General features: G+C 38.8%; 17 protein-coding genes. 8 read left to right on the forward strand and 9 right to left on the reverse strand.

The window, feature by feature from the left end:
- Positions 1–85: 85 nt before the first annotated feature.
- A complete protein-coding gene (locus A3K93_RS03665; protein WP_442855650.1) occupies positions 86–286 on the forward strand; it encodes a hypothetical protein in 201 nt (66 codons plus the stop codon).
- Positions 287–352: 66 nt separating this feature from the next.
- Here the strand turns inward: A3K93_RS03665 and rsmD are convergent, their stop codons facing one another.
- Together rsmD and mrdA are read right to left on the reverse strand one after the other, a co-directional pair.
- Entirely contained in the window at positions 353–910 is a 558-nt protein-coding gene (gene rsmD / locus A3K93_RS03670) for a 16S rRNA (guanine(966)-N(2))-methyltransferase RsmD (RefSeq protein WP_067729037.1), read from the reverse strand.
- 3 nt (positions 911–913) lie between these two features.
- Positions 914–2,962: a penicillin-binding protein 2 gene (mrdA, locus tag A3K93_RS03675; RefSeq protein ID WP_067729039.1), complete on the reverse strand. Its 2,049-nt coding sequence runs from the start codon at positions 2,960–2,962 to the stop codon at positions 914–916.
- A 238-nt stretch (positions 2,963–3,200) separates the two neighbouring features.
- Between mrdA and A3K93_RS03680 the strand changes: the two genes are divergently transcribed.
- From A3K93_RS03680 to A3K93_RS03695, 4 genes are all read left to right on the forward strand, one after another.
- Complete coding sequence (locus A3K93_RS03680; protein WP_067731660.1) at positions 3,201–3,719, forward strand: hypothetical protein; 519 nt, start codon at positions 3,201–3,203, stop codon at positions 3,717–3,719.
- A gap of 65 nt (positions 3,720–3,784) precedes the next feature.
- On the forward strand, positions 3,785–5,101 hold the full coding sequence (locus A3K93_RS03685) for a hypothetical protein (protein ID WP_067729041.1): 1,317 nt from the start codon (positions 3,785–3,787) through the stop codon (positions 5,099–5,101).
- Positions 5,102–5,176: 75 nt separating this feature from the next.
- Positions 5,177–5,836: an adenylate kinase gene (gene adk / locus A3K93_RS03690; RefSeq protein ID WP_067729043.1), complete on the forward strand. Its 660-nt coding sequence runs from the start codon at positions 5,177–5,179 to the stop codon at positions 5,834–5,836.
- 82 nt (positions 5,837–5,918) lie between these two features.
- Positions 5,919–6,101, forward strand: a complete 183-nt coding sequence (locus A3K93_RS03695; RefSeq protein ID WP_067729045.1) for a hypothetical protein — start codon at positions 5,919–5,921, stop codon at positions 6,099–6,101.
- Positions 6,102–6,106: 5 nt separating this feature from the next.
- Here the strand turns inward: A3K93_RS03695 and nth are convergent, their stop codons facing one another.
- The gene (gene nth, locus A3K93_RS03700) at positions 6,107–6,826 is read right to left on the reverse strand and encodes an endonuclease III (protein WP_067729047.1); all 720 of its coding nucleotides are present in this window, start codon (positions 6,824–6,826) and stop codon (positions 6,107–6,109) included.
- Positions 6,823–7,623 carry an RnfABCDGE type electron transport complex subunit B gene (locus A3K93_RS03705; RefSeq protein WP_067729053.1) on the reverse strand — a complete coding sequence of 267 codons (801 nt, stop codon included), beginning with the start codon at positions 7,621–7,623 and terminating at the stop codon, positions 6,823–6,825. The genes nth and A3K93_RS03705 overlap by 4 nt, the downstream gene beginning before the upstream one ends.
- A gap of 345 nt (positions 7,624–7,968) precedes the next feature.
- Here A3K93_RS03705 and gdhA point away from each other — a divergent pair, with 345 nt between their 5' ends.
- Positions 7,969–9,312: an NADP-specific glutamate dehydrogenase gene (gene gdhA / locus A3K93_RS03710; protein ID WP_067729054.1), complete on the forward strand. Its 1,344-nt coding sequence runs from the start codon at positions 7,969–7,971 to the stop codon at positions 9,310–9,312.
- A gap of 62 nt (positions 9,313–9,374) precedes the next feature.
- Here gdhA and A3K93_RS03715 read toward each other — a convergent pair whose 3' ends face one another.
- The 3 genes from A3K93_RS03715 to rlmH all read right to left on the reverse strand — a co-directional run bounded on the left by A3K93_RS03715 (position 9,375) and on the right by rlmH (position 11,665).
- Positions 9,375–10,148: an META and DUF4377 domain-containing protein gene (locus A3K93_RS03715; protein ID WP_067729055.1), complete on the reverse strand. Its 774-nt coding sequence runs from the start codon at positions 10,146–10,148 to the stop codon at positions 9,375–9,377.
- A 144-nt stretch (positions 10,149–10,292) separates the two neighbouring features.
- The gene (locus A3K93_RS03720; RefSeq protein WP_067729056.1) at positions 10,293–11,069 is read right to left on the reverse strand and encodes a dioxygenase family protein; all 777 of its coding nucleotides are present in this window, start codon (positions 11,067–11,069) and stop codon (positions 10,293–10,295) included.
- Between the two features lie 113 nt (positions 11,070–11,182).
- The gene (rlmH, locus tag A3K93_RS03725; protein WP_067729057.1) at positions 11,183–11,665 is read right to left on the reverse strand and encodes a 23S rRNA (pseudouridine(1915)-N(3))-methyltransferase RlmH; all 483 of its coding nucleotides are present in this window, start codon (positions 11,663–11,665) and stop codon (positions 11,183–11,185) included.
- A 149-nt stretch (positions 11,666–11,814) separates the two neighbouring features.
- Here rlmH and A3K93_RS03730 point away from each other — a divergent pair, with 149 nt between their 5' ends.
- Entirely contained in the window at positions 11,815–12,801 is a 987-nt protein-coding gene (locus tag A3K93_RS03730) for a M28 family peptidase (RefSeq protein WP_067729059.1), read from the forward strand.
- Between the two features lie 40 nt (positions 12,802–12,841).
- Here A3K93_RS03730 and lon read toward each other — a convergent pair whose 3' ends face one another.
- Complete coding sequence (lon, locus tag A3K93_RS03735) at positions 12,842–15,268, reverse strand: endopeptidase La (protein WP_067729064.1); 2,427 nt, start codon at positions 15,266–15,268, stop codon at positions 12,842–12,844.
- Positions 15,269–15,415: 147 nt separating this feature from the next.
- Positions 15,416–16,000, reverse strand: a complete 585-nt coding sequence (locus A3K93_RS03740) for a 5-formyltetrahydrofolate cyclo-ligase (RefSeq protein WP_067729066.1) — start codon at positions 15,998–16,000, stop codon at positions 15,416–15,418.
- A gap of 572 nt (positions 16,001–16,572) precedes the next feature.
- Here A3K93_RS03740 and A3K93_RS03745 point away from each other — a divergent pair.
- The gene (locus A3K93_RS03745) at positions 16,573–22,413 is read left to right on the forward strand and encodes a BapA/Bap/LapF family large adhesin (RefSeq protein WP_067729068.1); all 5,841 of its coding nucleotides are present in this window, start codon (positions 16,573–16,575) and stop codon (positions 22,411–22,413) included.
- Positions 22,414–22,429 lie beyond the last annotated feature (16 nt).

Below are 22,429 nucleotides of genomic sequence, written 5' to 3' on the forward strand. Positions count from 1 at the left end.
CTACAAGAGACGAACAGTGAGTGCTTTGCTTCTCCATGGATGGCATGAATACTTGCAATGTACATGAAGCAAAGGGATGACACTTATGAAACATATTTTATTAATTTCAGTATTTGCTGTGTCATTAGGTGGCTGTGTAGTGAGTCCATATGACGATGATTATCGAGATCATCGGGATAGACATGGTCACTATGATAAAAAACCTGGTGATCGCGATTGGAAAAAACATGATAAACGCGATTGGCAAAAAGATCGTGGTGATTGGCGTTATGGCGACAGGCGCTAAACCGATGAGAAATATTTAATAAATAAAAAAGGATTCAATATGAATCCTTTTTTTGTTGCATACGTCTTAATCTACGGCTTTCTGATATAAGCCTGCACGGACCGTACCTGCTTTAGTATTCTTAATCAGTTTCCATGTGCTTGGAAGTTGTAAAGTTGATAAATCTCGATCAGCTTCAACATAGATCAATGCTTGATCTTTAATGAGAGAATCAGCTTGGTGTGCTAATTCTTGCCATAGGTCTAAGCTATAAGGTGGATCTAAAAACACCAAATCAAATTGCTCATTTAAACCATTTAAAGCCTGTTGTGCTGTGCTGACTTTAAGCTGTGCACGTGACTTGGTTACTCGAAGTAACTCCAAGTTTTGACTTAAAAATTGTGCTTGAGTTCGATCCGGTTCGATCATCACCACTTTTGCTGCGCCCCGCGATAATGCCTCAAATGATAATACACCTGAGCCAGCACATAAGTCGAGTACATGACTATTTTGCACATCCCACATCAGCCAGTTGAATAATGTTTCACGTACACGATCTGGAGTAGGGCGTAGACCTTCGATGGAAGCAAAGGCAAGTTGGCGACGTTTCCAATCCCCACCAATAATACGTAATTGATTTTTCATGAATTAATCTCTTTCAACCGCTTGCGCTGAACTTGCAGCATTTGCGCGTGAGCCATTTGAATTGCTTTGATTTGATTGATTACTATGTGATGCAGAGTTTTGATTATGTGGTGTTGCTGCATCAGGACTTAAAATGCCTGAACCACTTGGTAATTCACCTGGTTTAATGCCTGCTGTCATTAAGCCACCACTAATTTGCTGACCTGATGGCACAATTGGGTTTTTCTTACGGGTCAGTAACCAATAATCAAAAATAGGTTTTGCAAGTTGTGCTGCTGAACCACCATGACGACCATTTTCCCAAACAATCGCAACGGCAATCTGAGGTTTATCGGCAGGGGCGAAGCCAACGAATAAACCATGGTCGAGTTGGCGTTCTGTTAAGAGGGATTCGTTGTATTTTTTACCTTGGGCGATACTCTTGACCTGAGCAGTACCTGTTTTACCGGCAATTAAATACATCGGTGTACGAATACCTTTACCCGTACCAGATTGTACGACATCAACCATTGCATCGTGCATTTTTGACCAATCTTCAGCTGTGCCATTAAATTGGATTTTGCCATCAGGCGCATTATGCGGTTTAAAGGCTTTAGCACCTTTGGTATCACGGAGTACATGTGGAGTGACATGCGAGCCTTTGTTGGCAGTAATCGCAGTTGCCATTGCCAGCTGTAATGGTGTTGCGGTGAAAGCCCCTTGACCGATACTTACAGAAATGGTTTCACCCCGAAGCCATTTACTGTTGCGGGTACGCATTTTCCATTCAGGGCTTGGATATAAACCACTACTTTCGCTTGGTAAATCGACACCGGTTTTTTCACCAAAACCGAATTGACGCATCCATGTGTTCATCTTTTCAATACCCATGCGGTAGGACAAGATATAGAAGAAAGTATCGCAAGAAACCACCTGAGATTTGTGTAAGTTCACTGCACCATGACCGGTTTTTTTATGGTCACGGAAACGGTGGCTATCCCCAGGAAGTGAGAAATAACCGGGATCGGCAATGGCAGTGCCCCAATCAATCAAGTTGTAGTGAATACCACCTAAGCCAAACATCGGTTTAATGGTCGAACCCGGTGGGTAAGCCCCTTGCACAGCACGGTTATACAAGGGTTGATCAAGGTTATCACGTAAGTATGAATAATCTTTGGTGCTAATACCGGTCACAAATAAGTTCGGGTTGAAACTTGGACTGGAAACAAGTGAAAGAATTTCACCTGTGTTTGGATCCATCGCGATAATGGCACCACGACGACCGGCTAACTGCTCAGAGGCAATCATTTGTAGACCGTAATCTAAAGATAGGAATAGATCATTACCACGAACAGGATCTTTACGGCCTAAGTGGCGTAGGACATTACCATGGGCATCGGCTTCTACAGACTCATTACCCGGCACACCATGCAGAATATCTTCATAAGATTTTTCTACCCCGATTTTACCAATCAGGTTAGTACCGGCATATAAATCTTTATCAATACTTTTTAATTCTTTGTCATTGATACGACCGACATAACCAATTACATGTGCAAACAATTCACCATGCGGATAGTAACGGGTCATTTGTGTATCAATTTTTACCCCTGGAAATTGGTGCTTAATTTCACTAAAACGGGCAATATCATTTTCAGTCAGGTTGAGTTTGATCGCGACACGTTCAGTCTTTTTCGAAGTTTTAATACGACTTTTGAAACGGTCGATATCTTCCTGCGTCAATTCCAATACAGGAACTAAACGGCGTAGGGTATCGTCAATATCTTCTACATCGGCGCGGCTTAGTGTGGCAGAGAAAACGGGGTAGTTGTCTGCCAGTAAAATACCATTGCGGTCATAGATATAACCACGTGCAGGGGCAAGCGGTTGCAAACGAATACGGTTTTGGTCTGATGCTGTCGTAAAAGTTTGATAATTAAAGATTTGCAAATAGGCGTAGCGACTGACTAGGAGTAGCATCAGCACAATGACAGTGATAATTGAAAACACTACACGGTTGCGATAAATGCGCTTTTCTTCTTGTCCATTTTTTAAGGGAAAATGCTGCTTCATACGCGATCGACTTATGACCTGAGAGTGGATATCAATTGAAGTGCGATATTCTAGCGCAACTACTGCTGTTTTGATATTTAAAAACAGATTTCATTGTTTCTCCGAGCAAACTTTGACTTTGTAGACATTAAAATTGTGCTGACTTGTATATGAGTGTTTGGATTATTCTGCTAAAGTCAAAAATGAATAAAAAAGGATGTAAATCCAAAAACAATAATGAAGGATGTTGGTGAAAGGAATGTATAAATTTTACCCCTTACTTGCATTGGCTTTATGTGCAAGTACGACTTATGCAAATGATTCAAATCGATATTTTGAGGCAAAACTTGCAGATAGTGATGCAAAAACCTGGAATGTCGGGGTGGGCTTTACCCAAAAAATCCTGCATGGAAATGTAGAATGGGTGAACCCTTATGGCATTGCTTATGCTAAAGCTGGTGTTTTTATCAACGATGACCACCCACTTGGTGGACAACTAGGCTTTAGAGCCCCAGTTCATTTCACGGGCAAAGATAAAAATGGTTATTATGTCGGTGCTTATGCAGGACATATCGAAAGTCGCCCTGTCGATGGTGAATTTGAAGCACGTTTAGGTGGTGGTATTGATCTTGCTTATGTGATGTTGAGTTCAGAACGTATTAGTACATTTAGTGTGGGTATTGGTGCAGGTGAAGAACTTAAAAATCGCGCAGGTCATGTGATTGCCGAAATCCAACCGCGACTACAATTTTCCTATACTTTAAGTATCGGTTTATAGACAAAATATTTGACCTGATAAGAAATCGTATTCTGTGATCAAAAAATTAAATATGGAAGTTATGCATGCTTGAGTACGTGACACAGTTGTGGCAAGCCTTTTTACAACGTCCCGATTTTTGGGCAGTGCTCAGTATTATCCCTGTTACCGCATTCGTTACATGGGCCCATGTGTGGATGGCACTCAAAATGGTCTTTTATCCGATCACATTTTGGGGCTTTCATTTGGGACCCATTCCTGTGGGTTGGCAGGGTATTGTGCCACGTAAAGCAGGTCGTATTTCAGGCATTATTACCGATAACACCTTATCCAAGTTAGGTTCATTGCGTGAATTTTTGGATGCGATGGATCCTGAGGATATGGCACGCATCATTGGTGAGCAAGTCGGTTTTGAACTTGAGCATCTCATTGATGAAGTGATGATTGACCGTAATGCAGTGCTTTGGGAAAACTTACCGTTTTCAATTAAACGCCGTATTTATGCTCAAGCACACAAGCAATTGCCTGCGATTTTACGAGAACTTGTGACTGAGCTGACCATGAACGTTGAGTCATTGGTCGATATGCGCGAAATGGTTGTGCGTCAAATGGAAGGTGACCGCAAACTGATGGTTCGTATGTTCCTAAAGGTAGGGCAGAAAGAAATTAATTTCATTTGGCATATCAGTGCATTGATTGGGATGTTCTTTGGCATTTTCCAAATGATTGTTTGGTTTGTTGTACCATGGCATTGGACTGTGCCGTTTTGGGCAGCGATTTGGGGCTTCTTGACCAACTGGATTGCAATCTGGATGGTGTTTAACCCAATCGAGCCGCACTACGTAAAATACCCACAGTTTTTTGCCCGTACAGAAAATCGTAAGTTCCCGTGGATTAAACCTGTCGTTCCTCGTATTGGCACCTATAACATACAAGGTGCATTTATGAAACGTCAGGAAGAAGTCTCGGAAGTTTTTGCAAGTGTAGTCACAGAAGACTTAATTACGTTAAAATCGATTATGACTGAGATGATGTATGGCGGCAAAAAAGATAAAACACGCCGCATCGTTAAACGTCATATTAACGAAATTATGGAAACACCATTGGTTCGTACGTCATTGCAGTTGTCTTTAGGTCCAAAAGAGTATGCAAAACTCAAGACAGACTTGATCGATCGCTCAATTGAAATTACGATGGTGCCTGTATGCGACCCAGCGTTTAATGCGAGCCGTGCACAGAAAATCTTTCAAATGTTTAGAGAGCGAATTTTAGAACTGACACCTAAAGAGTTTCAGAATTTATTACGTCCTGCGTTTCAGGAAGACGAATGGATTTTGATTGTGCTGGGTGGTGTAACTGGTTTTATCGCAGGTTTAATCCATTTGTTTGTGGCTTTCTTATAATGAGATGCCCGGGGACACAATCCATTGATTGTGGTCGTGGCGTCATACAAATTGTTTAAATGAGGATGTTTATATATGCGCATTATTTTACTCGGACCACCTGGAGCAGGTAAAGGTACACAAGCTCAGTTGATCTGTAAGCGCTACAATGTCCCACAAATTTCAACCGGTGATATGCTCCGTGCTGCAATTCGTGAAGGTACTGAATTAGGTCTTAAAGCTAAAAGCGTTATGGAAAGCGGTGGCTTGGTTTCAGATGAGCTCATCATCGGTCTTGTAAAAGAACGCATTGCTCAACCTGACTGCGTAAACGGATGCATCTTTGATGGTTTCCCTCGTACAATTCCTCAAGCGGAAGCTTTGGAAAACGAAGGTATCAGCATTGATCATGTGATTGAAATTGATGTACCAGACGAAGAAATCGTTCAACGTTTATCTGGTCGTCGTCAACACCCAGCATCTGGCCGTGTTTACCACATCGTTTACAATCCACCTAAAGTGGAAGGTAAAGATGACGAAACTGGTGAAGACCTTGTTCAACGTCCAGATGACCAAGAAGAAACAATTCGTAAGCGTTTAGGTTCTTACCACGCTGAAACTGAACAATTGGTTGGTTTCTATCAAGGTCGTGCAGCTTCTGGTGAAAATGCACCGACTTATGACAAGTTAAACGGTCTACGTCCAATCGAAGAAGTTCAAAAAGATCTTTTTGCGATTCTTGATCAATCAAAATAATCCTTAATCGATTATTTTGACAAGTGAAGAGCCCTAAGTCATATTAGGGCTCTTTTATTTTATCTGGCAAAAGGTTGAAGCTTTGAAAATTGGTCTGCTTTTATTGATGGTGGTCTTTGTTGCAGTCTTAATTGGCTTATTTGTTCTAAGTTATAAAATGCTGAATAAAGTACGTCGTGAAGAACAATTGACCAGGTCTATACCTCAGTATGAGCTCCATCCGAAACTCAAAGCTGAGATGCAAAAGCGTAAAAATAAATCCTAAAGGGTTTATTCAGTTTCTGTAGTTTCGATATTTTTAACTGCAATTTGACGCGCTGCCCCAAACTCAAAACGATCCGGCCAGTTACATACGTCGGACACAATACATTCATTGCATTTAGGTTTACGGGCAATACAACAATAACGTCCGTGCAGAATCAGCCAATGATGTGAATCGACAATAAATTCTTTTGGAATGACTTTTACCAATCTATGTTCTACTTCGAGTACATTTTTACCAACGGCTAAGCCTGTACGATTACCTAAACGGAAAATGTGTGTGTCTACGGCCATCGTTGGTTGACCGAACGCTGTATTGAGCACGACATTGGCTGTCTTACGTCCTACACCTGGCAATGCCTCTAAGTCAGCCCGATTATTCGGAACGACGCTGTTATGCTTCTCTATGAGCATTTTACAAGCTTTAATGACGTTCTCGGCTTTTGAGTTATATAAACCAATAGTTTTGATATAAGACTTTAAGCCTTCGACACCTAAGGCATAGATAGCTTCTGGAGTATTGGCGACAGGGAATAATTTATCTGTTGCTTTATTGACACTGACATCAGTGGCTTGGGCCGATAGCGTAACTGCAACCAAAAGCTCGAAAGGGCTTGAATAATTTAGTTCTGTTTTTGGATTTGGTCGCTGTTCACGTAGACGTTCAAAGAAGATTTGGATCTGCTTTTTGGTCATATTTTTAACAGGTTTGCCACTAGTCGTCATCATGCGCTTTCACCTGTTAATGTTGCCAATTGTTGATTAAGTTCTACAAGTTGCACACGTTTACGCTCATCCTCACGTACAGAAAGTTGTTTTTCTAATTTTTTGATTTGTGTACGAATTTTGGCAAGCTGTAATGTGGTCTGCACATCGGTGGTAATGATTTCTTCTGCAGGTTTTTCAATGACTTGAATCGCGGGAACTTGGTCGTTTTGTGCAGTAAATTCAGCAAAAAGCTGGGTGTTAATTTCTGCACGAACCACAGGACTTTTACGATGAATACGTCGTTTCTCTTCGCGCTGAATATGTGCATAGTAGCGACGACGTAAATCATTTTGCTCTGCAACACGGGCTTGTTCATTCATCAAAGGTTGTGTGTCTTCGACCAAATCGATGCAATCGACAGGGCATGGCGGGATACATAATTCACAGCCCGTACAAAGATCGGTTAATACCGTATGCATCAGTTTGCCTGCGCCAATAATCGCATCGACCGGACAGGCATTAATGCACTTCGTACAACCAATACATTCATCTTCACGAATGATGGCTTTCATCCGTTGTGGACGACCATCAGCCTGGACAGGCCAAACACTTTCTTCTGCTTTCAAAGGCGCACGATTTAAAAGTTTGGCTAAAGCATCTGCGACGGGTTGTCCACCCGGGACACATTTATTGGCTTCTTCACCTTCACTGATTGCGCGTGCATAGGGAAGGCATCCATCACGGTGACCACATAAACCACATTGTGTTTGAGGGAGTAGGGCGTCAATGGATTGGATAAGTGAAGCGTGCGAATTCATGAAAAACCAGAGCTATTAAGCGAAATAAATCAGTAAATGAAATAAAAATCTGTCTTTTCTAAGTTTATCATGAATTTAATGTGTAGAGTGATGCACAAATAAGATACACTTAGTGCGTCATTTCAATGCATGAAATTTTATTTAATGGTTGATTAAATTGGCTTTTTATCATTGAGTCATTTTATTCATAATAAATATAAATATTTGTTATTAAAATTATTTTTAATTATTTGTTAAAAAAGTATTGTAGATTAGTTACAAAAGATATTTAATATTTTGCGCCAAAATTTAACATTGATTGTAAATTTGACCAATTTTGATCCATTTTCTGCTGAGGATTAAGCGTTGAAATACAACACACTTAATGAGTTTCTAGATTACGTAAAATCACGTGATGCACATCAACCTGAATTTCTTCAAGCTGTAGAAGAAGTGATGACAAGCTTGTGGCCTTTCATTGAAAAGAACCCACAATACGCAGCTCACGGTTTACTAGAACGTCTAGTTGAACCTGAACGTGCAATCCAATTCCGTGTTGCTTGGGTAGATGACCAAGGTCAAACTCAAGTAAACCGTGCATTCCGTGTACAGTACAACTCAGCGATTGGTCCATTTAAAGGTGGTATGCGTTTCCACCCTTCTGTGAACCTTTCAATCCTAAAATTCTTAGGTTTTGAACAAACATTCAAAAATGCTTTGACTACGCTTCCTATGGGTGGTGGTAAAGGTGGTTCTGACTTTGACCCTAAAGGTAAGTCAGAAGGCGAAATCATGCGTTTCTGCCAAGCATTAATCATCGAGCTTTATCGTCACCTTGGTTCAAACACAGATATCCCTGCGGGTGACATCGGTGTAGGTGGTCGTGAAGTTGGCTACATGGCCGGCATGATGAAAAAATTGAGCAATGACACTTCATGTGTATTCACTGGTAAAGGTTTAACTTTCGGTGGTTCATTGGCTCGTCCTGAAGCAACTGGTTTCGGTACTGTGTATTTCGCTGAGGAAATGCTCAAGACTCGTGGCGAAAGCTTCAAAGACAAAGTGGTTACTATTTCAGGTTCTGGTAACGTTGCACAATACGCTGCTGAAAAAGCAATGTATTTAGGTGCGAAAGTGGTTTCACTTTCTGACTCTAACGGTACTGTTTACGTGAAAGATGGTTTCACTTCTGAGCTTCTTGCTGAAGTGATGGAACTTAAAAACGTAAAACGTGGTCGTATTTCAGAATTCGCATCTAAACACGGTTTTGAATATCTTGAAGGTCAACGTCCTTGGTCGATCAAATGTGATATTGCGCTTCCATGTGCAACACAAAATGAATTAGACGCTGATGACGCTGAAAAACTTCTTGCAAACGGTGTAGTATGTGTTGCTGAAGGTGCAAACATGCCGTCTACTTTAGGTGCTGTTGAGAAATTCGTTGAAGCGAAAATTCTTTATGCGCCAGGTAAAGCATCAAATGCAGGTGGTGTGGCAACTTCTGGTCTTGAAATGTCTCAAAATGCATTGCGTTTAGGTTGGACATTCGAAGAAGTTGACGAACGTCTTCATGCCATCATGAAAGAAATTCACCGCAACTGCGTGAAATACGGTACTAAAGAAGATGGTACTGTGAACTACGTAGACGGTGCGAACATTGCAGGCTTCGTAAAAGTGGCTGATGCAATGCTTGCTCAAGGCGTATTCTAAGTTTTCACTTAGTTTAAGCAGAAAAAACCGAGGCATTTGCCTCGGTTTTTTTATGTCGAAAATTATAAAGAACCTTTAATCGCTTCTCGTTCAACTGCCATATCATAGACATAGGCATATTTAGATTGGTCAGCTGCAGGATTCTTAATGGTATAACGTTTAACTCGAATGATTTGACGTTCATTCGGACTATGTGTGTAACCCTCAATCGTGTCATAAAATAGCGACCAGTTTTGATCTTGGTAGGTTTTAAGACCTTGTTCGTTATATTTAATTTCTTTGACTTGTAAACAGGTTTGCGCTGCAACACCTGTACATGATTTGGTCTGTGGAGAAATTTCAAGGAAGATCGTTTCCGCTTGTCCTTGATATTTGGTTTCAGGCGTCATTTTCCCAGTAAAGACATAACGCTGACCATTGCTCGACATGAGTGTTAACGTAGGTGCATTTGCATCTTTTACATCTAAAAATAAAGGAATGGCTTTTTGCTCGAAAAGCTGACCTGCTAATTTTTCCTGCTGCATAGCCTGATCATTACAACCAATCATTGTTGACATTAACTGACCGACAACCAACTGATTACTTTCCACTTTCCATGAGCCACCTAAAGTGTTACAGGTGGTTGAAACGCTGAAACGACCTTCATTGTCAAACTTCAGCACCATATGTTTAGAAGCGCCAGTATCTAAGTGCCAATCATAAGCATTTAATGTTTTGGAAGGATTTTGTTGTTGTAAGATCGTCACAACATTATCTCCAAATGTTTGCATATCTGAACTTTGACATGCAGCAAGACCTAAAGGGAGTAGGGCTAAAATAAGATATTTAATTTTCATTCAATTGAAATCATTGTGAATAAACAGATTTCAATATAACCAATTGTTGGGCTAAAAAAATGGATACATTCTGAGGGATTAAGTATCAAAATGTATCCATGGTATGTGGCTTAAATATAGGTATTGCAAAATGCCAGTATGAACTTAATCGAAGCGATAGATATCCATGCCTAGAGCGCCCATCGTAAAACTGCTGTGTACTAAGCTAAAGCGCGTGCCAGTGCCCATTGAAAAGAACAGTGGAGCAAAGTGTTCAAGTGTAGGGTGATTGCGTTGAACATGTGGAATAGTGGTCCAATCTAAAATCGCATCAACATCATTATGGCTAAGTTTATTCACCACATAATTTCTAAAACTAGATGCCCATTCAGGCACAATACTAGTATCACCAGTACGAGTTAACTCACGCAGATTGTGAGTAATACTCCCTGAACCAATCAGTAGAATTTGCTGTTCACGTAGGGGTGCCAGTGTCTGTCCAATCTTATATATATCATCTGAAGTCATCGACATTGGTAGTGAAATTTCAACCACAGGAATGTCGGCTTCTGGATACATATGTAAGAGTGGCATCCAAACCCCATGATCACGTGGGCGGGTACTATTGGCATGCACAGCAAAACCCGCATCAGATAATAAGCCTAGAATTTTCTCAGAAAGCTCAGGGTTCCCAGGTGCAGGATAACGAATTTGATAAAGTTCCTGTGGGAATCCTCTAAAGTCATGCCATGTTTCAGGGCGAATACTGATACTTACTTCTAGTGCGTTACTTTCCCAATGTGCGGACATTACTACAATAGCTTGTGGACGTGGAAGATTGATACTTAATCGTTCTAACGCAGGCCCCACTTGTTCAGGGTTAAGCGCCAACATTGGTGAACCATGGGAAATGTATAAGCCGGGGAGCGTTTGTAAATTCATAAGTCAAACCACATCAATCTGATGGATGTATCTTGCAATAAAAGTTAGGGAAATAAGAGTGTATGGCTAGAATAGACTGTTGCAAATCTAGAACAGGCGTACAAATAAAGTCATCAGCCTGCACGGTGATAAGGGTGGTTATTGTTGATGCTCATTGCACGATAAAGCTGTTCAATTAACATCACACGAACCATTGGGTGTGGCAAGGTAAGTTTAGACAATGACCAATGCCAAGCTGCAGCTTTACGTACTGCTTCAGAATGACCATCAGGGCCACCAATGGCAAGTACAATATCATTGCCTTCTTGCATCCAACCTTTCATGGTTTCGGCAAGTTTTTCTGTACTAAATTCACGTCCACCGACTTCAAGTGCAATCAGTACCTCATTTTGCTTCATGGCATTTAAGATACTGTCACCCTCAATATTTCGATATTTGAGAATGTCTGCCTCAGAATCATTTTTACCACGTTTCGCCATCGGTAATTCAATAATCTGTGTCTGTACAAAAGGTTGTATGCGTTTGAAATAATCTTCAAAACCAGTGAGAACCCAAGCAGGCATTTTTTGACCAATGGTGAGAATACGAATTTTCATACAAACTTATTACGGGACAGGATGGGCTATTATAACGGTGAAATACATTTGAATAGAACAATGAAACAATTTGAAATTGAAAAGCATTTCAGGATGCTGCTTTAATCAACAACTATTAAATTGCTTGCGAATAATGGAATAACTATAAAATGCAAAGCATCATTCCCTTGTTTTTCAACAGACTTTCTTCGAGTAAATTACTGAGCGTTACGATACTACTCATCAGTTCAATGCTTCCCTCAACCTTTGTATCTGCCAATACACGAACTTTTGCTCATGCAAAGAATATGCAGTTCTATATGAGTCAGATCGTGAATCCTTCAACACCACGGAATTATCGCAATATTACCGAGTTGAATCGGGTCGCTGCATGGATTAAAGAGCAAATGCGACTATTTGATATTCACTGTGAATATCAGCATTTTGTAGTGAATAGCTTGGGTTATAAAAATATTATCTGTCATGTTCCAGCCCAAGGTTCATCTAAACAAAAACTGGAGAGAATAATTTTAGCTGCCCATTACGACGTAAAAGGTCAGAATCAAGGTTTAAATAATAATGCCTCTGGTGTAGTGGGATTGATTGAAGCTGCACGACTCTTAAAGTCAGATCAGAAAAAGCTGAATACGCCTGTGGACATAGTATTCCATAGCTTAGAAGAGGCTCCATTTTTTAAAACGGAATACATGGGCAGTTTGGAGCATGCCAAGGCATTGAAAAAGCAAAAGCTCAAAGTCAAAGGTGTATTTTTGCTCGATTCGATTGGAAATTTTAAGCCAGACATGCAACAAAGCTATCCTTATGCATTGATGTGGTTATATCCCAATCAGCCAGATTTTGTTGCCAGTGTTGCAAATATGAAGGCGTTTAGCCTGAGTCAGCATTACTGTGAGCAGATACAATTAAAATTAGGATGTGAACGATTCTTTGGGGCATTATTCTTTCAAAAATATGAATACTCTGCCTATGAAAATTATAATAAATACCATTATCCGACTGTATTAATTACAGATACTGCGTATTACCGCAATTCAAATTATGATCGGGAGAGGGAGCGAATGGATGATTTGGATTTTAACAAAATGGAAAATATCGTTAATGCGCTGGTGAAAACGGTAGTACATATTGGGCAATAAAAAACCTGCACAAGGCAGGTTTTTTATTGTGGAACAGGAATTAGTGGCGAGCCGCTTTTCCTTCTTCCGTTGTTTTTACGATGGGTGCTTTCACCAATGGCTTCGGCATTGAAACCAATGCAAGCGGTAAAATATCATCAATTGATTTTACAGCTTTGATTTCCACGCCGTCTTTCACGTTTTGTGGAATCTCAGACAAATCACGTGCATTGTCTTGTGGAATAAATACAAGTTTTACACCACCACGATGTGCAGCAAGCAATTTCTCTTTTAAACCACCGATACGCATTGCACGACCACCAAGGCTAGTTTCACCTGTCATGGCAATATCAGGACGAATCGCAATACCTGTAAATGCAGATACAAGGGCAGTAGTCAATGCTAAACCAGCAGATGGACCATCTTTTGGTGTTGCACCTTCTGGTAAATGCACGTGCACATCGGTTTCTTCAAAGCGTGATGCTTCGATACCAAGTTCATTGGCACGGGTACGAACAACCGTCATGGCAGCCGTAATAGACTCTTTCATGACATCGCCAAGTGAACCTGTAGTAATGAACTTACCTTTACCTGGTACAGCTGCAACTTCAATGGTAAGCAGTTCACCACCAACCGAAGTCCAAGCCAAACCGTTAACGCGACCCACTTGCGCTTCTTCTTCAGCCATACCGAAGTCGAACTTATGAGGGCCTAAGTAATCTGGTAAGTTAGCAGATGTCACTTCAACTTGAAGATTTTTCGCTTTCTTACTTACTGCTTCTTTCACGACTTTGCGTGCAATCTTAGAAACTTCACGTTCAAGACTACGAACACCTGCTTCGCGTGTATAACGCTGAACGATGTCACGAATCGCTTCTTCATGAACAGTCAATTCTTTTGCACGTAGACCATTGTTCTTAATCGCTTTTGGTACAAGATAACGATCAGCAATATTCACTTTTTCATCTTCGGTATAACCCGGTAGACGAATTACTTCCATACGGTCAAGCAATGCTTCAGGAATATTCATGCTGTTTGCAGTACAAATGAACATCACTTCAGAAAGATCAAGATCAAGATCTAAATAGTGATCGTTAAACTTGTTGTTTTGTGATGGATCAAGTACTTCAAGCAATGCTGACGCAGGATCACCACGATAATCTTGTGCCATCTTGTCAATTTCGTCGAGTAAGAACAGAGGGTTCTTCACACCAACTTTTGTCAAAGATTGGACAATTTTACCTGGCATTGCACCGATGTAGGTACGGCGATGACCACGGATTTCAGCTTCATCACGTACACCACCAAGCGCCATACGCACGAACTCGCGACCTGTGGCTTTAGCTACAGATTCACCTAGTGAAGTTTTACCTACACCTGGAGGACCAACCAAGCAAAGAATAGGACCACGAAGTTTTTTCACACGTGATTGAACAGCAAGATATTCAACGATGCGATCTTTGACATCATCTAGACCGTAGTGGTCGGCATCTAAGATATCTTGGGCTTTAGCAAGGTTAATACTAACTTTGCTGGCTTTATTCCAAGGTGTATCTAGGATTGCTTCAATATAGTTACGAACAACGGCAGCTTCGCTTGATGCAGGTTGCATTGATTTAAGTTTACGGAATTCAGATTCTGCTTTTTTACGCACGTGTTCAGGTAAATCTGCTTCAGCTAAACGACGCTCAATTTCTGCAACATCATCTTCAGCACCACCATTCATGTCAGAAAGTTCACGCTGAATGACTTTCATTTTTTCATTTAGGAAGTATTCGCGTTGGTTCTTTTCCATCTGACGTTTTACAGAGTCATGCAATGTTTGCTCAATCTGTTGTTCTTCAGATTGTTGCAATAAATAAGTCATCACTTCTGTTAGGTGTGCTTCGAACTCATCGTGTTCCAAGAACTTTTGTTTGACATCAATGTTCAGAGGCACACGTGTTGCAACAAAGAATAATAATTGAAGTAAATCATCAATTTTATTTGCTGCGCTAATGAGCTCGCGTGCATTACGTAATTTCGCTTCAGCATATTGCGCAAATAAAGCACGAAGTTCTTGTAGACGAGTTGCTTGAGTTTCTTCATCTACAGACACAGTCATAGGACTGAGTTCGTGCTCAGCTGTTAAATAATCAGCTTCTTCAATAATGGTTTTAAGTTTTGCGCGATATAAACCTTCAATCAGGACTTTTATACAGTTTTCGTCATTTTCATGATTTACCACCTGCACAATCTTCGCGACAGTACCATATTGATAAAGATTATCGTGGTCAATTTCTTCTGTGAGTGAATCTTTTTGTGCAACTACAAATACAAGATTGTCACTGTTACGAGCCACATCGACAGCATTGATCGATTTTTCACGACCAACAAAAAGAGCAATTTGCATATGTGGATATACCACGACATCACGCAGCGCTAATAGGGGTAATACGCTCGGAATCTGAAGTTCTAAGCTTTCTTCATTCATCATAATTTCAGACATGGGCACTCCTAATGAGTGACAAAAAAATTTGTCATATTTTTATAGTGATGGGTAATTTTAAAATTACAAGGGCATCATTTCATAAATTGTTTAAAAACTGAGTCATTATGAGGTTTTAAAGAAAATACTCAGTTTGAAACTAACAAATTAACGTTTGAAGTGTAAAGAGATTTCAGGGGTAATTAAGCCATCCAAAGCTTGATCCCAAGGTGCGCGTTTAAAAGATGTATCACTGAGTTGGAAATGATGGGCTAATCCAAGGCGGTAAGGCTTACGTTTTGCCTGCGCTAAAGTACGGTCATAAAAACCGCCGCCCATACCAATACGTGAGCCTAATCGGTCACATGCTAAAAGTGGTATGAGCAACAGATCGAGATTAGAGACATGCGTTCCACGTGTCGACATCGGCTCTAACATCCCAAGTCGGTGTTTGGCAAAGCGCTTATTTCTATACTGACTAGGTGTGATATGAATCCAAACCAGTTGTTGATTCATATTACAGATTAAAGGCAAATATACTTTTTTATTAAGATGAAAACATTCCTCAATAATTTGCTGAGTTTGTATTTCCCCAAAAGCGTCTAAATAGATACCAATTGAACGGGCGTGTTGAAATTTTGGAATTTGTTTTAATTTGCTAAGTACTCTTTGCGCTGCTTGACGCTGATCAAATGTTGTTAAAAGTCGTCTTTTTTTTCGTAATGTTTTACGGATAAGAGAGAGATCTTGCATACCTTCAAACGGTGTGTATTGGTTGGAACTATTTTAGCACTGTATCGATTTAAAAAGATTTTAATTATTTAAACTGGTTTTTTAAAAAACGTTATTGTTTAGAAAATTTAATAAATAAGGCGTTGTATTAGAGAAAAAAATTAATTAAATGTATTTATATAAAAATTTCTATTAATTATTCATCAGTATTTCTTACGTGAACGTAATGAAAAGTATATTTTTATATTTGAGATAATGATTAAAAAATATGAAAATATATTAAATATTATCTCTTGGTTAATATTATAAAAAAACTATATAAATTAGACTTATACAAGATGCTTTGTGTCTGTGCGTTAAAAGTAACAATGTAACACAAAAATGTATTAAATATGTGAAAAATGCGACTTAAGTGTAGATATCAAGTTAAAAGAAATATTAAGAATTGTATATATTAAGATTCATAAATTGAGATATATGTCTCATTCATTTTTTATTTTGTTATCGGGATAAAACTTTATTTAGAACTTTATTTAGATTTTATTGATTAAGTTCTATCTAAAATTCAAGGGTTATTACGCGGAATTTTCTACATGCAAAAGCAAGTTATTTCAAAAAAAACGTGGGTAAGTAAACTCGTTGATGAGTCAACGATTCAATTATCAGAAAGCTCAGTTGTCATGCTCGATGCAGTGGCTGAAGATATTGCTAAAATTGAGGTAGTAGGTAATCAACTTAGAATCACCATGAAAAATGGTGAAGTTCTAATCGTTGATAATTTTAATCCAGAACTGAATGACCTTGTATTACGTGCTGATGATTCTCAGCTTCTTATGTTTGATTTTGGAACTTTAGAATATAATCCAATTGATAAAGTTGAAGTCCTATTAAATGGCGTTTCAACATCTTCTTTTATTAGTTTGTGGCCGATTGCGGGTACAGTCGCAGGTTTAGCGGTATTGGGTGCTGCTGCAGGTGGTGGCGGTAGTAGTTCATCTTCTAATGAACCTGTAGACAACTCAATCTTGAATGCAACTAATGCAGTTGCTGATGCTGAAAAGAAAATTGCTGATGCAGAAAAACACTGGATTGATGCAGTTCAAAATAATGGTTCTTTGAAAGATCAAGCATTAGAGAAGTTAAAAGAAAGTGTAGAGTCTGCTCAAAAAGCTAAAGATGATGCTGCAAAACTGGTTGAAATATTAAACAATATTGATCTTAAAGATGACTTAGATAATCGTCTTGATGATGTTCAGGATCGTTTAGATAGCTTAAAAGATATTATTTCGTCTGTTGATGATGAAATTGAATTTGCAACGTCAGCAGTGGATTTTGCTGAAAGTAAACTAGAAACCGCTAAAGCAATTCTTGAAAATGCGAAAAAAGATGGGACGATTTCAAACACTGAACTTGAAACATTAAAGGATGCTGTCAGTCAGGCTCAAGATGCTCATAATACTGCGCAGAAGTTGGTTGATGGACTCAATCCGAAAAATGAAAAACTAGAAAATCGCTTAACTGAAAATCAAGAAAACATTAATGGTTTAAAAAATATTATTGCTAATGATACGAATCGTGATGGTGAAGTTGATGATGCGGAATCGGCAGTTGCAGCAGCGGAAGCAAAAGTTGCAGCAGCAGAAAAAGTCCTTGCTGATGCTAAAGTAGATGGCACAGTATCAGATGCAGAGCTTGAGGCATTACAAGCGGCAGTAGATGAAGCACAAACAGCGTTGAATGAAGCATCTGCACAAGTTCAAGCACAAAAGCCAGTGAATACTGATCTTGTAGAGCGAGTGAAAGAAGCACAGTCTACGCTTGATGATCTTAAAGATATCATTGCGAATGATACGAACCGTGATGGTGAGTTAAATGCTAAAGAAGCAGTTGCTTTAGCAGAATCGAAAGTACAAGCAGCGGAAGATCTGTTAGCTGAAAAAGCAAAAGATGGCGAATTGACTGAAGAAGAAATCAAGGCAATTCAAGATGCGAGAGATGCAGCACAAGATGCGAAAGATGCAGCTCAAACACTAGTTGATGTACTAGATCCAGCAGATTCAGATTTAGTAGAAACATTAAATGAATTGCAAGACCGTCTAGATGCGTTAACAGATGTTATTGAATTTGATACTGACCGTGATGGTCAATTGAATGCTGATGAAGCAGTTGCTTTAGCAGAATCGAAAGTAGAAGCAGCGGAAGATTTGCTTGCATCAAATGCTGAAGATGGCAAATTAACTGCGGAAGAAATTGAAGCAATTCAAGCTGCAATTGATAAAGCACAAGATGCAAAAGATGCAGCTCAGACATTAGTAGATGCACTAGATCCAGCAAATTCAGATTTAGTAGAAACATTAAATGAATTGCAAGACCGTCTGGATGAGTTAAATTTAATTCTTCAATTTGATAATGATAGAGATGGCGAGCTATCAGACAGTGAGCTATTGCTTGCAGCTCAACTTGCTGTAACCAATGCTGAAAATGCCTTTAATTTGGCAAAAAATAGCATTTTGGCAGCACAGAAGGATGTCATTAATAGTGATAAATTAGTTGATTTACAGACTTTGATTGATGATTTTAATGTAGCCAAAGTTAATGCTGAACAGTTGGTCAGTCGTTTGAACGAGAGTCCTAATAAAACTGAGCTCAATAATAAACTTGAACAACTTATAGGCTTAACACTACCTGCGCTTACTACAGACATCAATGAAGATGGTGAGATTAATATTCTTGATGTCGCTGAAGCGGCTGTAGAAAAAGCAGAGAATGCTTTCTATGCCTTAAATGAGCTTAAAACCAATGCTGAAAATGATGATTTCATAACTACTCAGGAACTTGAAGACTTAAAACTTGCTCTAGATGAAGCAAATCAGTTAAAGGAATTGGCACAAGAAATCGTGAAAAAAATTCCAGATATTGAAGATCAAAAAGAATTCTTGGATCGTTTGGAATTACTTGAATTTCAATTACCAGAATTGGGACAGGATCTCAATGGCGATCAAAATATTGATGATTTAGATGCTGCATTAAATACGGTAGAAAGGCTGGTAAAAGCAGCTGAGAATGAATTTAAGATCGCAAAAGAAACTTTCAATGATCTTGATATTGAAAATGTTATTAGTAATACAGATTTAGATAATCTTGCGAAAGTATTACAAACAGCAAATCAGCTTAAGTCTATTGCAGAAGTGGCTATCGAAAAATTACCTGCAGCTAGTCAAACCGACTTTACCGCACGTTTATTACAACTTGATAGTGATGCTCCTAAAGACTTGCAGGTGAATGTGAATATTACTGGAATTAAAGATGAAAATAATTACCAGAACACATCGGATGGCAAGGTTACAGTTCAGTTAGCATCTGATGCAACTTTATGGCTCTATAGCGTAGATTTAGGTCAAACATGGTTGAAATCTAACAATCCAAATGCAATTGAATTGGAAGAGGGTGAATATGCTGAAATTTTGATTAAACAATTCGATGCTACTGGTAATAGTGAGCAAATTGTTTTGGATTCAATTCTAGTTGATACTAAAAAACCAGAACCTGTCACTGACTTAGCAATTAGCCAAAACTCAGTATTGACAGGTAAAGGTGAAATTGGTGCAACGGTTGAGATCACGATTGCTGATAAAACATTTACAACTGTAGTTGAGCAAAATGGTCAATTTAGTTATGCGTTTTATCCAATTCTAAAAAATGGCGAAACCATTAGCGTAGTATTAAAAGATAAAGCTGCAAATACTTCAGAAGCAAATATTATTCAAGCACCTGTCATTTCAGATGAGTTAATTAGTTTAGCTAATAATGCAGTTCAACTTGTTCCTGAAGTCACAATTAAATCATCAGACCCAGAGTCAAAGCTGGAAGATGTATCGGCTTTCTCAGTTGCGAATGTGGGACTAGGTCCAGTTTTAAAAGCGGATGTAATTACGAGTATTTTGAAACAAACATTAAGTGTTACTGTTGATGAAAATACTCAACGAATAATGACGCTTAAATCAGAATCAGGCGGTGTCCAGCTAGTTTCATTTATGAGTCTTTATATCTATCGTAAAGATGAAGCAACGGGTGATTATTTACAATATAAAGTAGAGAAAAATTGGTTAAAAGCATACTTGCTTGGTGGTGTATCTAAGGATCTTGGTATTGCACTGGAACCGGGTGAGTATAAATTCTTCCTTGCACCAGAGGTCGGTGTAACAGCCTTGACAGGCTATACACTGAAAGTGATTTCAGACGAAATTTTAGACTACAACGATGCAGTAACAATTTCAGGAGAACAGAAAGGTAATGTACTCATCGACGTCGATCCAAAATTTGGTATGGATATTATTCCAAATGGTACTCTAGTCGATAGTGTAAATGGAATTGAAGTCCCAACTGAAGGTAGCATCTCAATTATTGGTCAATACGGTGTACTTGAGATCGAAGCTGACGGTTCTTATACCTACACAGTAAATGCAGGGATAACAAAACCATTTGCAGCTGACAAGGTAGAAACCTTTAACTATACCGTCAATAACGATAAAACAGTTTCTGCTCAATTGACTATTCAATTGGTGAATAAATTACCTACAGTGGATCTTGAAATCGATCAAAATGTATTGATCGATTTACAGGTCGAGCAAAAGTCTGTAGATATGTCGAAACTAAGTAAAGAAGAGGCAGCGAAATACCAGCACACAGATTTTTCTGTTTTAAATTTAGGCTTATTGAATCCAGTTATTAAAGCAGAAGCTATCGATATTGAGAAAGTACTTAAGTTTGAAGTCAATAAAAATACGATTCGGGAACTTACATTCAAAGGAGATGCTGGTGGTATTACAATCGCCGGGAAATATGACCTGTATATCTATCGTTTAGATGAGGCAACGAACCAATATGTACTTTTCCATAGTCAGGAAGACTGGTTTAAATCAATCTTATTAGGTGGTATCTCTGATGAATTAACACTAGGATTTGCAGAAGGTAAATATATTGCCGCTATGCAATCAAGCGGTGGCCTTAATTTATTAACAGGTGCAACGCTATATATTACAGAAGATAAGACTCAAGACTTTAACAAACCTGTTGAAGGAACCTTTAGTGGAAGTGTAGTTGGTAAGCTCATTAGTGACGAAATAGAGTTACTTAATGTTGATGGGAAGCAAATCAGTAAAACGGGTTCGGATGTTATTTATGGTAAATATGGTGTATTAACGATATCTGCGGATGGAAGCTATAGTTATAAGTTAAATGGTCCAACTGAGGGTTGGAATGTACCATATGGTCAAGTTGAATCATTTACCTACCAATATCTAAATGCTGACGGTCAGGTTAAGTTAGAAGTACTCAACCTTAAGTTAGACGTCACTGAAGTGAAATCAGAACAAAATAATATTGGCTCAGAAATTACCAATATTATCTCGTCAGATACTGCTTCTTTAGATGTTAAACCACGATCGATCGAAGGTGAATTTGAAGTTGCTGAAGGATCACTGCGTAATATCAGCTTGGACATTCGTACAACAGTTAAACTGAATAATGGTGTTTTAAAATTCGTTTTAAAAGATGCGAAAGGTAATATTGTTGATGAACAACTTATTACTAAGACTAATGAATTTTGGCAAAAGATTAGTGTAGATCGCGTTCAACCTGGTCAATACACCTATGACATTACTTACAGTAATGCTAATGGTGGATATTTCGATACTTGGGCAAAAAATACAATTAGTTATGAAGATATTTTATTGTCTGAATTTAAGTTGAAAAATGCTTCAAATAATATTGAAGGTTCAATTTTGACGAATGATGTTGGTCTATATGCTGTTACATCGATTACGATTAATGGTCTTACTGTTAATACCAAAGCAGGAAACTCTTCTATTGAAGTTGATGGTAAATTTGGTACTTTGTCATTAAAATCCGATGGTTCTTATGTTTACAAACCAACATCAGCAGAACAAGGGGTGGAAGTCTTTGAATACTTTGTAGGTACAGCAGTAGGTAGTACACAATCTGCTGTCTTAACGATTAATGTGGATACTCATGTTGGTTCAGCTGACAAAGAATATGTTGTTAGTAAAGATCAAAATGAAACTTTTGAATTCGGCAACGGCGCTGATACTTTAATCTACAAAGTTTTAGATAATACAGACAATGCCGCTGGTAATGGCTTTGATACTTGGTCTGATTTCCATGTTGCAATAAATCAATCTGATGCAAATGCAGATATTATTGATTTACGCGATATTTTAAGTGATAAAGCAACCAATACTAATATTGGTGACTATATTGCTTTAGGTAAGGATGATAAAGGAAATACGATCATCTCTATTGACCGAGATGGTAAAGAAGCTCAATTCCAAAGTGTTGATCTAGTGAATATCGGTATTCAAAGTACAGATCTAACCCTTCAACAATTGTTGGATAACAACCAAATCTTGTTCTAATTTAATCAATGGAGAT

Origin of the sequence: Acinetobacter sp. NCu2D-2 (genome assembly GCF_001647675.1) — a bacterium.
Lineage (GTDB): Bacteria > Pseudomonadota > Gammaproteobacteria > Pseudomonadales > Moraxellaceae > Acinetobacter.